Here is a 13563-nt window from a genome sequence, read left to right on the forward strand (position 1 = left end):
TTGGGAATTGGGAATTGGGAATTGGAAATGGGGAATTGGGAATAGGGAATTGGGAAGAATTAAATTCCTACTTCCCAGTTTCCTTTAATTCCGATGCCAGCGTGTACCATCACGGCTATCAATTAGCGTAATACCTTCTGCTTGAAGTTCGTCACGAATGCGATCGCTTTCGGCAAAATTTTTGCCTTGACGCGCTTCTTGCCTTTGCTGAATTTTCGCTTCAATTTCCGCATCGCTTAAACCATTAATCTTGTCAGGTTCTGCTTCTATCTCGGCTTCTAAACCCAAAACTCCAGCCAATGTGACAAGAGTTTGCCATTGATGCTTTAACTTATCTGGAGATGTTTCGGTTTTGCCTTCATGCACAAGAATATGCCCCTCACGGCGCAGTTCTTTGGCTAATTCAAAGAGTACTGTTAATCCACCAGGAAAATTAAAGTCGTTATTCACAATTTCTTGAAAACGCTCAACATCTGAATTTTCAATTGGGGAATGTTCTCCCTTTTCTAGTTCCCAGCCTAGTTTTTTGCCGTATTGGTAGCCGAAAAGTAAACCTTCCTTAATGGTGTGCCAACCGTTGGTTGCTGCGGCGATCGCTTCGTCGGTAAAATCTATGGGTGTACGATATTGAGCAGTTAGCACGAATAAGCGCACTGCCATCGGGTCAACTCCTCGATCCAGTAAGTCTCTAATAGTGGTAAAGTTGCCCAAAGATTTGGACATTTTTTCCCCATCTACCTTCACCATGCCGTTATGCAACCAGTAACGCGCTAAGGGTTTTCCTGTTACAGCCTCAGATTGGGCAATTTCGTTTTCGTGGTGAGGAAAAATTAAGTCAGCACCACCAGCATGAATATCGATGGTATCACCCAAGCGATCGCGCACCATTGCCGAGCATTCTATATGCCATCCCGGACGGCCTGCGCCCCAAGGCGATTCCCAAGCGGGTTCTCCGGGTTTTGCTGCTTTCCACAAGGCAAAATCAAAGGGATCTTTCTTTTTCTGATATTCTGGATCTTCTATGTTGACGCGATCGCTTTTCCCGGCTTGCATATCTTCTAACCTGCGTCCCGAAAGCTTGCCATACTCAGCAAACTGCCGGACTGCATAATACACATCACCATCAGAGGGGTAAGCAAAACCTTTATTTTCCAACTCATGAATTAATCGTTGGATGCCATTCATCGTGTGGGTAGCACGGGGATATTCATCGGCTTCCTTGATTCCTAACCGCGCCATATCCTCAAAATATGCTTTGATAAAGCGATCGGCCACAGCTTCCATTGATGAATTTTCAACACGGGCTCGATTGAGAATCTTGTCATCAATATCAGTAAAATTTTGGATATATCGGACTTCATAACCGATAAACTGGAGGTATCGGCGGATTACATCCCAAACAATGCAAGCTCTAGCATGACCCAAATGGCAGTAGTCGTAAACCGTCACGCCGCAGTAATACATCTTAACCTTGCCTGGTTCGACTGTTTCAAACGGTTCTTGACGACGGGTGAGGGTATTGTAGAGTGTTAGGGTCATAACAGAGTAATGCTGAAATAAGGAGATACGTAATAATAGGGTAAAGCAGCTGGGATGACAGTCCAGCATCCCTATGCTAGTGTTTTCTGGACTATCTGCGCTACATTACTATTTTTTGACTATTTGATAACAGCGCTATGCAATCAGCAGTTACACCCGAATCTTCGGCAATGGATACGCCCAAACAAGGAATGCCAGTAACAATTATTACGGGATTCCTCGGTAGTGGGAAGACGACTTTACTCAATCATATCCTCAACAACCAACAGGGTTTAAAAACCGCTGTTCTCGTGAATGAATTTGGTGAAATTGGCATCGACAACGAGCTAATTGTTTCCACTGGTGAGAACATGGTGGAACTAAATAATGGTTGTATTTGCTGCACTATTAATAATGATTTAGTAGATGCAGTTTACAAAGTTTTAGAACGCCAAGAAAATCTAGATTATCTAGTAGTGGAAACAACTGGATTAGCAGATCCGCTACCAGTAGCTTTAACATTTCTGGGCACAGAATTACGAGATTTAACCCGCTTAGATTCGATTATTACCGTGGTAGACGCGGCGAATTACAGCCTAGATTTATTTAACTCTGAAGCCGCATACAGTCAGATTGCATACGGCGATGTCATTGTGCTGAACAAGGCTGATTTAGTTGATGAAGCCACTTTGAATGAGTTAGAAACAAAAATTAACGAAGTTAAGGAAGGAGCAAGAATTATTCGCGCTACGCGATCGCAAGTGCCACTTCCTTTAATTTTGAGTGTTGGTCTATTTGAGTCTGATAAATATTTTGACACAGTGGTTGATGAACACGATCATCACGATCATGAACATCACGATCATCATGACGATCATGATCACTCAACATGCGGTCACGATCATCACGACCATGACCACGATCATCATCATTCTGACCATTTAGAAAATGATGGTTTTACTTCCATCTCTTTCCAAAGTGACAAGCCTTTTTCTATTAGGAAGTTTCAGTATTTCTTAGATAACCAGCTACCCTCAAATATCTTCCGAGCCAAGGGGATTATGTGGTTTGATGAAAGTCCGAAGCGTCATATTTTCCACCTTTGTGGCAAACGCTTCACTTTGGATGATGATGAATGGCAAGGTAAATTGAAAAATCAGCTAGTGCTGATTGGTCAAAATTTGGATCGTGAGGCTTTAATTAGTCAACTCGAAAACTGTATTTGTCTACCTTCAACCTCTCGCGGTAAAGGGTTTGGGAAATAAAAATTAGGAGTTAAAAGTTTACTACTCGTTCCCAGGTTCCACCTGGGAATGAATTCCCAATAACTTCGCCATCTATTAACTTACTATTGCGTTCGCTCCAGTAAGTTAAATCTCCGTCGTAATATTAAACAGAATTTTCTGGGCATCATGTGCCGAACGTCCTGATCTAAAACCGTAGTTTCTAGCATGAAATGTTGCTTCATGTGCTGGTTCTAAAGCAGATTTTGCGATTGCTTGCCAAAGTTGTAAAAAATTTTTCCCCCAGCTAATGCCGTCCCCCCAAGACATCGGGGGGACTAAGAAGGGTAGCAACAATTTCAAATTCTCACGAATGATTTAGGATTGCTATATACAGATGAAATTGCGCCTTCATCAACTTTTAGTTTCTACCTTTGAAAGAGTTTAGCCATTCTTGAACTTGTTCGCGGGCAATATCGCGCCCTCCAAGACCAAAGGCTAGGGCAATAGCAACTGCGATCGCACCGAGTAAAAGTCCAAAGGCTAAATTCACAATATCACTGGCAACTCCAATCTGTTGCAGTGCCATTGCAGAGACTAAAGCAATAATGGCAATTCGCGCTACTTGTCCCAAAATCTCTGCCTGACGTTCGCCGGAACTGGTAATGATATTAAAAGCTAGATTTGCTAGGAATAAGCCAATGGCAAATATCACCAATCCCGCCAAAATTCGCCCAAATATAATCACAATACCAGACACTAATGCTGTCAGAGCTGGAATATTCAAGATATTCACCGCCGCCACCGTTGCAAACAGCATGATACCCACTAAGGCAACAATACCTGCAATTTCCGATGGAGTGCGGTTTGGGATATGGGCAGTTGTTGGTTCAGTTGAAATTTCGATGCGTCTAGTGGGTGTAGTCAGACCCAAAATAGTGAAAATGTTGTTAAAGCCTAAATTGGTGAGGATACTTGTAACTAAATCCGCCACAAACCGCCCCACAAAATAGGCAACAATTAAAATTGCCACGGCTGTAAAGATGGCAGGGAGAGCGTTGAGAACCTGTTGTAGCATGGCGATCGCCGGGACAGATATCGCATCAATTCGCAAGGCATTAAGCGCTGCGATCGCTACAGGAATCAAAATCAAAACATAGACAATTGTGCCGATAATATTCGATAGAGGTTGCACCCCCGCACTTGCAGATAATCCCAACCGACTACCTAAATGGTCAATACCAGTTGTCGCCAGTAAGTTCGTCACAATCCGCCGGACTACATTAGCGATGAACCAGCCAACTACAGCTATTAAGATCGCCGCTAAAATGTTCGGCAGAATTAGCAGAACTTCTGTAATGAGAGCTTGTACTGGTTGTAAAGCCTGCCTTAGTCCAAGACTATCTAAAACTGGGGCAAGAAACAGTAAAAATATAAACCAATACAGAGCATTAGCAATCGTCTCACTCAGAGACAACTGATTTAGGCTGGGTGCGCTGTCTTCTGGTTCTGGATTCAAACGCTCATCCAGATTAAATGCCTGTAATGAGCGCACAGTGATAATCTTGACAATGGTCGCCAAAAACCAGGCAGTTACCAAAAGGATTCCCGCACCAACCAAATTTGGCAAAAAGCCAATAAGTTGATTGAGAAAATTATTGAGGGGTCGAGAGGCTACTTCCAGATCCAAGGTCTGTAAAACAGCTACCGCCGTCAATAGAATAATGCTCCAAAAGACTAAGCTGGAGATTAATTTCTCCACCTGGGGAACATCTTGACGACCTGTTATCCCTGCGGCAATGCGGTTATCGATGTTTGTGCGCTTGAGGATTCCTTGCGTTATGGCTGCTGCGATCGCTGCAATTAGCCAACCTACTAACAAAATTGCTACTGCCCCCAGGAGACGGGGCGTAAACAGAATTATCTGTTGAACAATACCTTTTACATCAGCGATTCCTTGATTCACTGCTGGTTGTATCGGTTGCAGACTGGGCGATTGTGCCAAAAATTGCTGCACCCTCATCGGCAAACCAACTTCTATCACCTGGGTTATTCCTTGCCAAGTTGTATTCATGGTTTTCGGGAATTAAGCTTAAGTATTCGCCGCAAACACTGAGTAAGTGTTTTGCCTATCAATTTACCAGTAAACACATACATATACATACATGTATTCAACGGCTTATGTGAGTTGGAGTCTGGAAAGGCGTAAATACGTCAACATAGCTAAACATCTTGGCTCAACTACAGCCTGAAACCCTTGCTATCGGTAGGGCATTTTAATTCACATAAGGCGTATTCATATCAAGAGTAATTTTTGACTGTGTTACCAAATATTTGATTTAATCTACTGGAAATGGCGAATTTTGCGTTACTCTAATTGCAGCAACAGCATCGAAGATGTGGAATGCCTCAAGTTTTAGAACAATCGATTCAAATTAATGCTACAGCTACGGTGGTAGAGCGCTGTATTAGCGATTTAGCTCTCATGCAACGCTGGCTCAACCCTGTCCTCCGTTGCGAACCTGTGGGTGAATCTTGGAGTACTGATGTCGGCAGTGAAAGTCTTTTTATCATTCAAATTCCTCTACTGAAACCTACGTTGAATAGCGTAGTTGTGGAACGACAACCGGGTTTGGTAGTCTGGGAATTTCAGGGATTTTTTCAAGGGCGCGATCGCTGGGAATGTCAACCCACAGAAAAGGGAACGCTCCTACTAAACCGTTTTGAGTTCGATATTCCTAACCCCTTAGTGAGTTGGGGTTTCAATACCTTTGCCGCATCTTGGACAAAAGAAGATATGCAAGCCCAACTCCGCCGCCTGAAACGAGTCGCAGAAAATTTGTAATTGGGCATTGAGCAGAAAAGGCAGAGGAGCAGGGGAGGCAGGGGAGACAAGGGGACAAGGGGACAAGGGGACAAGGGGACAAGAGGTGAGAACTTGAAACAAGTCTTTCCCCTTGTCCCCAATTCTCCTTGTCCCCAATTCCTCTTGCCCATTCCCCATTCCCTATTCCCCATTCCCTAATCCCTGCCCAATTCCGTAAGTAGCCGCCGAATTACGGATGCATCCTGGGCATCAGGAACTTTTGCTAAATAATGTCGTAAATCGTCTACGGCTTGGGGGTAGTTACCAAGTTGATAGGAGATTAAGCCGCGATCGCGCAATTCTAAAGTTACATTAGGAAACAGCAACAAAATTCGTTCAATTGCTGCCAGCGTTTTTTCTAACTCTTGTTGTTTGAGGTAAATAAATTTTATATTTGTCAGCATCCGTGCCAAAAATTGCCGATTACTGACCACGGCTAAAAATTCTGGTTGTAGCGTCACAGGTTGCTGATAAATTTGAGACAGCCGTTCCTCGCAATCTTGAGCAAATATTATTTCACCGCCATTAAAGGCATCCACAAAAATTTCTATATCTGGAATATCTGGGCGGATCAAGAAATGCCCTGGCATTCCCACACCCACCATCGGGAAATCAATCCGTCTGGCAACCTCTAGGTAAACTAACGCTAAGGTAATAGGAATTCCTAGTCGGCGGTCAATTACATCATTGAAAAAACTGTTACGCGGGTCGTAATAGTCAATCTTATTACCAGAAAACTTTAAATCATCGTATAGGTACTGATTAATACTTTGAACTATCCGCAAAGGATATCGTGAGTCTGGTAGGCGTTCTTGAAGCTCCCATGCCATTGTATCAAGGGCGTTGAGATATTCCTCTGGATCTAGCTTGGGATATTCTTCTTGGGCAATATACAAAGCTGCCTTTGCTAGGTCAATATGCTCGTCAGCCTGCTGAATCTCTTGGTAAAAATATTGTCGCGCTGACGAGAAATTCATAACCTGTTGCCCAGTGGAAGTATGAGGATGAAACCGCACCTACGCTTAACCCAAGCATTGTGCCTTGGCTAAACTGAAAACATTTTTCTGTACCTATTTTTTATATTAAGGATATTCAGAAGATTTGGAAATGTAAGTTCTACCCTAGGCTTCTACCCGGATTTTTCACGCATAGTTTAGGCAGAGGAGTGTGGGGAGTGTGCGGGGTCAGATTTCTTCCCCATCCTCCCACACCTCCCACACCCCCCACACTCCTTGATTTCTCACTTGTGAGAAATCCAGTTTCTAGCTGTCGGTGTTCTCAGTATAGATTCTGTCTGAAAGTGCAAACAACAACCCAAAGCCCCAGCTAAAGCATAAATTTATAACTAACTCACTTTGAACACTGCCGCGTCTGCACAATCTCGACACTCTAGTTTTAATTTTGAGTCTTCTCCAGTCCCGATGCAAAAACTTACCTTAATTTTGATCCCCAAGCCCCAGTCTTAAGGATCAATTTATGGCGTAGAGTAGGGTCGTTCAGTGCTAATCTGAAAGGTGACATTGCTTAATTTTATGTCTTCTCCGACCTTATCTGAAATATAGCTTCACTCATTAGGCGCAGCATGGTCACAACCGCAGAAAAAACAAACATTGGCTACATTACCCAAATCATTGGTCCAGTTGTAGACGTTAAATTTCCCGGCGGGAAATTGCCACAAATCTACAACGCTTTGAAAATCAAAGGCACCAACGAAGCTGGGCAGGAAATCAACATCACCGTTGAAGTACAGCAACTGCTGGGCGACAACCAGGTGCGGACTGTTGCGATGAGTTCCACCGAAGGCTTAGTGCGCGGTTTTGAAGTCAGCGATACAGGCGCTCCCATTACCGTGCCAGTTGGTAAAGCCACTTTGGGCCGGATTTTCAACGTCCTTGGCGAACCTGTGGATAACAGGGGCCCAGTAAATGCTGAGGCAAGTTTACCCATTCACCGCTCTGCTCCTAAATTCACCGACCTGGAAACCAAACCTTCGGTGTTTGAGACTGGGATTAAAGTTGTTGACCTTCTGACTCCCTATCGACGCGGCGGTAAAATTGGTCTATTCGGCGGTGCTGGTGTTGGTAAGACCGTAATCATGATGGAGTTGATTAACAACATCGCTACCCAGCATGGTGGAGTATCCGTTTTTGCTGGCGTGGGTGAGCGCACCCGTGAAGGTAATGACCTCTACAACGAAATGATTGAGTCTGGGGTAATCAATAACGAGAACCTCAACGAATCAAAAATTGCTCTAGTCTACGGTCAAATGAACGAACCACCCGGAGCTAGAATGCGGGTTGGTCTTTCAGGATTGACAGTAGCAGAGTACTTCCGGGATGTGAACAAGCAGGACGTGCTGCTGTTTATTGATAATATCTTCCGGTTTGTACAAGCAGGTTCGGAAGTATCCGCGCTATTGGGTCGGATGCCTTCTGCGGTAGGATATCAGCCCACATTGGGAACCGACGTAGGTGAACTGCAAGAGCGGATTACCTCGACTACAGAGGGTTCCATTACCTCCATTCAAGCAGTATACGTACCTGCGGATGACCTGACAGACCCCGCACCTGCTACTACCTTCGCCCACTTGGACGGAACCACAGTACTGTCTCGCGGTTTGGCTGCTAAGGGAATTTACCCCGCAGTTGACCCCCTTGGTTCAACTTCCACCATGCTCCAACCAAACATTGTCGGTGAAGAACACTACAATACTGCGCGGGCGGTGCAATCAACTCTGCAACGTTACAAAGAACTCCAAGACATTATCGCCATTCTCGGTTTAGATGAATTGTCTGAAGAAGACCGTCTAATCGTGGCACGGGCGCGGAAAGTTGAGCGCTTCTTGTCTCAGCCATTCTTTGTAGCAGAAGTATTTACCGGTTCTCCTGGTAAGTATGTGAAGTTGGAAGATACCATCAAAGGCTTCCAAAAAATTCTGTCTGGTGAGTTGGATGCTCTGCCAGAACAGGCTTTCTACTTGGTTGGCGATATCAACGAAGCGATCGCTAAAGCTGAAAAAATCAAAGGTTAGTCATTTGTCATTGGTCATTGGTCATTAGTTCAACTGCTAATGACTAATGGCAATTACAAAAGACATAGATGCCCTTTGGGCGGCTTCCCGTAGGGTAGGACAAAGGACGAAGGACGAAGGACAAAAGACAAATGACATTAACCGTTCGGGTAATTTCCCCAGATAAAACAGTCTGGGATGCTCCAGCAGAAGAAGTAGTTTTGCCTAGCACAACTGGTCAACTAGGTATCCTCACTGGACACGCACCACTTTTAACCGCCCTGGATACTGGTGTAATGCGAGTCCGTGCCGCGAAAAATCAGGGTTGGGAAGCGATCGCTCTTTTGGGTGGCTTTGCCGAAGTCGAAGAAAATGAAGTGACAATTCTGGTTAACGGCGCTGAACGTGGCGACAAAATTAACCTTGAAGAAGCTCGTGCTGCTTACAACCAAGCAGAAGCAGGACTCACTCAAGTTTCAGCTGACGATCGCCAAGCCCAAATCAAGGCAAATCAAGCTTTCAAACGCGCCCGCGCTCGGTTTCAAGCTGCTGGCGGTTTGGTCTAATTTAATTTTCTATTTCAACTTTGTAGGTTGGGCAATGTCCAACCTGCAAATTATTTATTAAAAAGAATTCAGGAGTCAGGAGTCAGAATTCAGTATTAATCCTGTATCAATACTAAACTTTTTCCGTATATGAATCGAGTATTCTGAATCCTGAATTCTGAATTCTGACTCCTTAATTATTAAATTTTCAAAAAAATTACGTCAAGTTTAAGAAATCGAGGCAAGCTCTGTTGAAGTGTTAACTTAGCTAATTAGTTGCCCAAATGGGCACAAATTATGAAAAGCTTTTCATCTTTGCTTGGTACTCGTAAACAAAATAAGGTAGCTCGTTTTGCGGCCTCTATCGTAGCAACGTTAGCGCTCGCTGGTGGTATCCATTCTGCCAATCCTAATTCTGTTAAAACAACTACTGCAAAAGAAATAACTTCGGCATTAGTCCAGCGAAATCAGACTACACCAAATATTGCTCAGTTACCAATCAGCAGGACTCAATATCAAACTGCTGGAATTGATCCTGTTGTACTAGTTCCCATCCTACTTGTCGGCGGTTTCGTCATATTCGTCCCCCTATTCTTTGGCGGACTTGTAGTCATTGGCGAACGTGAAGTCGGTATTGTAGTGAGGAAATTTACCCTTTCCGGGCGTGGACTTCCCGCCGGCAGTTTGATTGCCCTCAACGGTGAAGCTGGCTTGCAGGCAGATACTTTAGCTCCTGGTTGGCACTGGGGCTATTGGCCTTGGCAATATTCTGTAAAGAAAGAATCAGTAATTGTCGTTCCCCAAGGGGAAATCGCTTTGATTGTGGCAGCAGATGGCGCATCCAACCCACCAGAGCGGATTTTGGGGAAAATTGTGGGTTGTGACAACTTCCAAGATGCTCGAAAATTCCTTACCGAAGGTGGGGAAAAAGGGCGGCAAATGGGTTTTCTCACCGCAGGTACATACCGGATTAACACTGCCCTATTTAAAGTCATCATGGCATCAAATGCCAGCGCTCATGGTATGGCTCCAGAACAGTTGCGGGTGTACAGTCTGGCATCAGACAAAGTTGGCATTGTCACTACCTTAGATGGTGTACCAATTTCTGCCGGTGAACTCGCAGGCCCCATAATTGACGGACACGACAACTTCCAAAATGGTCAGAAATTTATTAATGGGGGTGGACGGCGAGGTTTACAAGAACAGACTTTGCTTTCTGGTTCTTGGAACTTGAATCCTTGGTTTGTCCAGGTTGAACAAGTGCCGATGACCGAAATTCCCATTGGTTATGTGGGTGTGGTAATTTCCTTCGTGGGTAAAGCACATCAAGATGTCAGTGGTGCAGCTTTCACCCACGGTAACTTAGTGAATCAGGGACATAAGGGTGTGTGGGTCGAACCGCTATATCCTGGTAAGCACCCGATTAATTCCCGGATTATGAAGATTGAACTAGTACCAACGACCAACATTGTTTTAAACTGGTCAGGTCGGACTGAACGCCACAGCTATGATGCTAAACTGGCTTCTTTAACAGTGCGATCGCGTGATGGGTTTGCTTTTGATTTGGAAGTAGCACAAATTATCCATGTGGGTGCTTTAGATGCTCCGAAGGTAATTTCCCGCGTTGGTGCAATGCAAAATTTGGTAGACCATGTATTAGAACCAACTATCGGCAATTATTTCCGCAACTCAGCCCAAGACTATACTGTACTAGACTTTCTCACCGCTCGGAGTGAACGACAAGCTGAGGCTGCTGAGTATATTAAAACAGCATTGCGGGCTTATGACGTACAAGCGATCGACACCCTGATTGGTGATATTCTGCCACCAGCATCACTAATGCAGACACAGACAGACCGGAAAATTGCTGAAGAAGAACGCAAGACTTATGAAGTCCAGCAGATGGCGCAAACGCAACGGCAGCAGCTTGTTCGGGAAACGGCATTGGCTGATATCCAGCAAGAAATGGTGAAATCAGAGCAGAGTGTACATATTGCTGACTTAAAAGCCCAAGCGCAAATTAAACAGGCGAACGGTGAAGCCGAAGGTACAAAACTCCGGGCAATTGCTGAGGCTGAAGGTATACGGGCTACAGGTAATGCCAAAGCTGAAACCTACCGGGCTGGTGTGGAAGCTTTGGGTTCCCAAGGTTATACAGCAATGCAATTAATGCAGATTATAGGCGATCGCCATGTCCGCTTAATTCCAGATGTCTTAGTTGGTAGTAATGGCAGCAATAACGGCTTAGTGGATGGGCTACTATCCATGATTTTATGGAATCAAACTGGTAAGGGTGAATTGAAACCAACACCTTTGCATCCGCAACCAGTAGTTACCCAAACACAACCAACCACAGATAACGGTCTTCCACCGATAGTTGTGAATTTTCCAGTGGATAAGTAATATCCGGTAGGGTAGCACAGCTTTGCTACCCTACGAGAAACGCAATTTAAAATGGTTATATTTTACTTTGGGTAGGCAAGATGCCTACCCTGTAATTTTGGTAGAAAATTTTGTTTTTACAAAAACGTTATCGTTTACTAAAATCAATTGCTAAAGGGGAATTCTGTAAAACCTTTCTCGCTGTAGATGAGGGACAGTTTCCGCCAATTCCTTGCGTTGTTCAAAAAATCTCGCAGGAATACGAGACATTTAAAACTTTTCAGCCAAAGGCGCAACAGCTAGAGGAATTAGGGAAGCATCCACAAATTCCCGCCTTATTAAATTATTTTCAGCACAAGGGGCATTTTTATTTAGTGCAGGAATTTATTACAGGCACTAATTTAGCTCAGGTGGTTGAAGAGGAAGCTGCTTTTAATGAAACTCAGATTTGGCAACTGTTAGAAGACTTGTTGCCAGTTTTGCAGTTTATTAGCGATCACAACATCATCCACCGCGATATTAAACCCAAAAATATCATCCGTAGATCCCTAATTACCAAGAAGGGAGATTTCGTTATAGTCGATTTTACCACTGCGAAAATCGTCACAGAAATTTATCCGCTAACATCTGAAAGCAGTATTGGCAGTCCAGAATACGCTGCACCAGAACAAGCCAAGGGAAAAGCCGTTTTTGCTAGTGACTTATATAGCTTGGGTGTAACTTGTATTTACTTACTTACCCAGATTCCTCCCTTTGATTTATTTGATATTGCTAACGATTGTTGGGTTTGGCAACAATATCTTACTAACAAGGTAAGCGATCGCCTGGCGCAAATTATCGACAAGCTGCTGCAAAATTCTGTTAACCGCCGCTTTCAATTAGCTAATGAAGTTATGCAAGCAATGGGTATGGAATGTAAAACTCAAAATTTGAAATTACCAAACCCTCCTTGGCGATGCTTGCATACCTTAACTGGGCATTCTGGGACATTGAGTAGTGTAAATGCCCTTGCCATAAGTCCTGACGACTATACCTTAGCCAGTGCTAGTGATGATAAAATCGTCAAATTGTGGGATTTAAATACTCAAAAAATCCTAGCTAGCTTATTAGGACATTCCCAAGCAGTAAAATCAGTCGCCTTCAGTCCTGATGGTCAAATTTTGGCAACTGCTAGCGATGATAAAACTATCAAATTGTGGCAGGTTGATACATTAAAAGAAATCTGCACTTTATTGGGACATTCACACGCCGTAAAATCAGTTGCTTTCAGTCCAGATGGGCAGATTCTCGCTAGTGGTAGCTGGGACAAGACAATCAAACTCTGGGATGTCAATACTGGCACAGAGATTTGCACCATAACCGGACATCAATTACAAGTAAATTCAGTGGCATTTAGTCCCCAAGGACAGCTTTTAGCTAGCGCAAGTTATGACCGAACAATTCGCTTGTGGCACATACCAACAAGAGGCAGGGGAGCAGGGAGCAGGGAGCAGAGGGATATGAATAGTGCTGAGTTAAAAGACCACTCACAAGCAGCAGAGGACATTCCCCCTTTCCCCCTGCCCCCTACCCCCTTACCTCCTGTTGAAAACCGCCCATGCTATAGCTTGTTAAGCACCCTTTCGGGTCATGCATGGGCGGTTTTGACAGTCGCTTTTAGTCCCGATGGGAACATTTTGGCGACGGGTAGTGATGATAACACTATTAAATTGTGGGAGGTAAACACAGGTCAGCTAATTTGCACACTTGTAGGCCATTCTTGGTCTGTGGTGGCTGTGGCTTTTACTGCCGATGGCGAAACGCTCCTAAGTGCAAGTTGCGACAAAACAGTTAAACTTTGGAAGGTAAGCACAGCAGAAGAGATTGTTACTCTCTCTGGTCATATAGACTCAGTATCTGCTGTTGCTGTGAGCAAAGTTAGACAATTAATTGCAAGTGGCAGCAGAGACAAGACTATCAAACTGTGGCAGCTTGTAGAACAGCGCGTAGGCGTAGCCCGTCGTAGACATCGCTAATATT

At 44.2% G+C, this 13563-nt stretch carries 9 protein-coding genes and 1 pseudogene; 6 read left to right on the forward strand and 4 right to left on the reverse strand.

The window, feature by feature from the left end:
* Positions 1-84: 84 nt before the first annotated feature.
* The gene (gene cysS, locus FD724_RS24155; protein WP_179074368.1) at positions 85-1539 is read right to left on the reverse strand and encodes a cysteine--tRNA ligase; all 1455 of its coding nucleotides are present in this window, start codon (positions 1537-1539) and stop codon (positions 85-87) included.
* 137 nt (positions 1540-1676) lie between these two features.
* Between cysS and FD724_RS24160 the strand changes: the two genes are divergently transcribed.
* On the forward strand, positions 1677-2783 hold the full coding sequence (locus FD724_RS24160; protein WP_179074369.1) for a GTP-binding protein: 1107 nt from the start codon (positions 1677-1679) through the stop codon (positions 2781-2783).
* Positions 2784-2909: 126 nt separating this feature from the next.
* On the opposite strand, the pseudogene FD724_RS41055 reads toward FD724_RS24160, so the two are convergent.
* Both FD724_RS41055 and FD724_RS24165 read right to left on the reverse strand, forming a co-directional pair.
* Positions 2910-3023, reverse strand: a pseudogene (locus FD724_RS41055) (reverse transcriptase); the annotation flags it as partial.
* Between the two features lie 139 nt (positions 3024-3162).
* On the reverse strand, positions 3163-4815 hold the full coding sequence (locus FD724_RS24165; RefSeq protein WP_179074370.1) for a mechanosensitive ion channel: 1653 nt from the start codon (positions 4813-4815) through the stop codon (positions 3163-3165).
* A 330-nt stretch (positions 4816-5145) separates the two neighbouring features.
* Here FD724_RS24165 and FD724_RS24170 point away from each other — a divergent pair, with 330 nt between their 5' ends.
* Entirely contained in the window at positions 5146-5586 is a 441-nt protein-coding gene (locus FD724_RS24170) for an SRPBCC family protein (protein ID WP_179074371.1), read from the forward strand.
* Positions 5587-5762: 176 nt separating this feature from the next.
* Here the strand turns inward: FD724_RS24170 and FD724_RS24175 are convergent, their stop codons facing one another.
* Positions 5763-6584: a SirB1 family protein gene (locus FD724_RS24175; protein ID WP_114081953.1), complete on the reverse strand. Its 822-nt coding sequence runs from the start codon at positions 6582-6584 to the stop codon at positions 5763-5765.
* A 605-nt stretch (positions 6585-7189) separates the two neighbouring features.
* On the opposite strand from FD724_RS24175, the gene atpD reads away from it, so the two are divergent.
* The 4 genes from atpD (at position 7190) to FD724_RS24195 (ending at position 13559) form a co-directional block, all read left to right on the forward strand.
* The gene (gene atpD / locus FD724_RS24180; RefSeq protein ID WP_114081954.1) at positions 7190-8638 is read left to right on the forward strand and encodes a F0F1 ATP synthase subunit beta; all 1449 of its coding nucleotides are present in this window, start codon (positions 7190-7192) and stop codon (positions 8636-8638) included.
* 131 nt (positions 8639-8769) lie between these two features.
* A complete protein-coding gene (gene atpC / locus FD724_RS24185; protein ID WP_114081955.1) occupies positions 8770-9183 on the forward strand; it encodes an ATP synthase F1 subunit epsilon in 414 nt (137 codons plus the stop codon).
* Positions 9184-9459: 276 nt separating this feature from the next.
* A complete protein-coding gene (locus tag FD724_RS24190) occupies positions 9460-11565 on the forward strand; it encodes a flotillin family protein (RefSeq protein WP_179074372.1) in 2106 nt (701 codons plus the stop codon).
* Positions 11566-11675: 110 nt separating this feature from the next.
* Positions 11676-13559 carry a serine/threonine-protein kinase gene (locus FD724_RS24195; RefSeq protein WP_179074373.1) on the forward strand — a complete coding sequence of 628 codons (1884 nt, stop codon included), beginning with the start codon at positions 11676-11678 and terminating at the stop codon, positions 13557-13559.
* The last annotated feature ends 4 nt before the right edge of the window (positions 13560-13563 follow it).

The organism is Nostoc sp. C057 (assembly GCF_013393925.1).
GTDB lineage: Bacteria > Cyanobacteriota > Cyanobacteriia > Cyanobacteriales > Nostocaceae > Nostoc > Nostoc muscorum_A.

What these genes read in the sequence shown, in the direction of transcription:
- cysS (WP_179074368.1), bottom strand. Translation starts at nt 1,539, where the DNA reads ATGACCCTAACACTCTACAATACCCTCACCCGTCGTCAAGAACCGTTT.
- FD724_RS24160 (WP_179074369.1), top strand. Translation starts at nt 1,677, where the DNA reads ATGCAATCAGCAGTTACACCCGAATCTTCGGCAATGGATACGCCCAAA.
- FD724_RS24165 (WP_179074370.1), bottom strand. Translation starts at nt 4,815, where the DNA reads ATGAATACAACTTGGCAAGGAATAACCCAGGTGATAGAAGTTGGTTTG.
- FD724_RS24170 (WP_179074371.1), top strand. Translation starts at nt 5,146, where the DNA reads ATGCCTCAAGTTTTAGAACAATCGATTCAAATTAATGCTACAGCTACG.
- FD724_RS24175 (WP_114081953.1), bottom strand. Translation starts at nt 6,584, where the DNA reads ATGAATTTCTCGTCAGCGCGACAATATTTTTACCAAGAGATTCAGCAG.
- atpD (WP_114081954.1), top strand. Translation starts at nt 7,190, where the DNA reads ATGGTCACAACCGCAGAAAAAACAAACATTGGCTACATTACCCAAATC.
- atpC (WP_114081955.1), top strand. Translation starts at nt 8,770, where the DNA reads ATGACATTAACCGTTCGGGTAATTTCCCCAGATAAAACAGTCTGGGAT.
- FD724_RS24190 (WP_179074372.1), top strand. Translation starts at nt 9,460, where the DNA reads ATGAAAAGCTTTTCATCTTTGCTTGGTACTCGTAAACAAAATAAGGTA.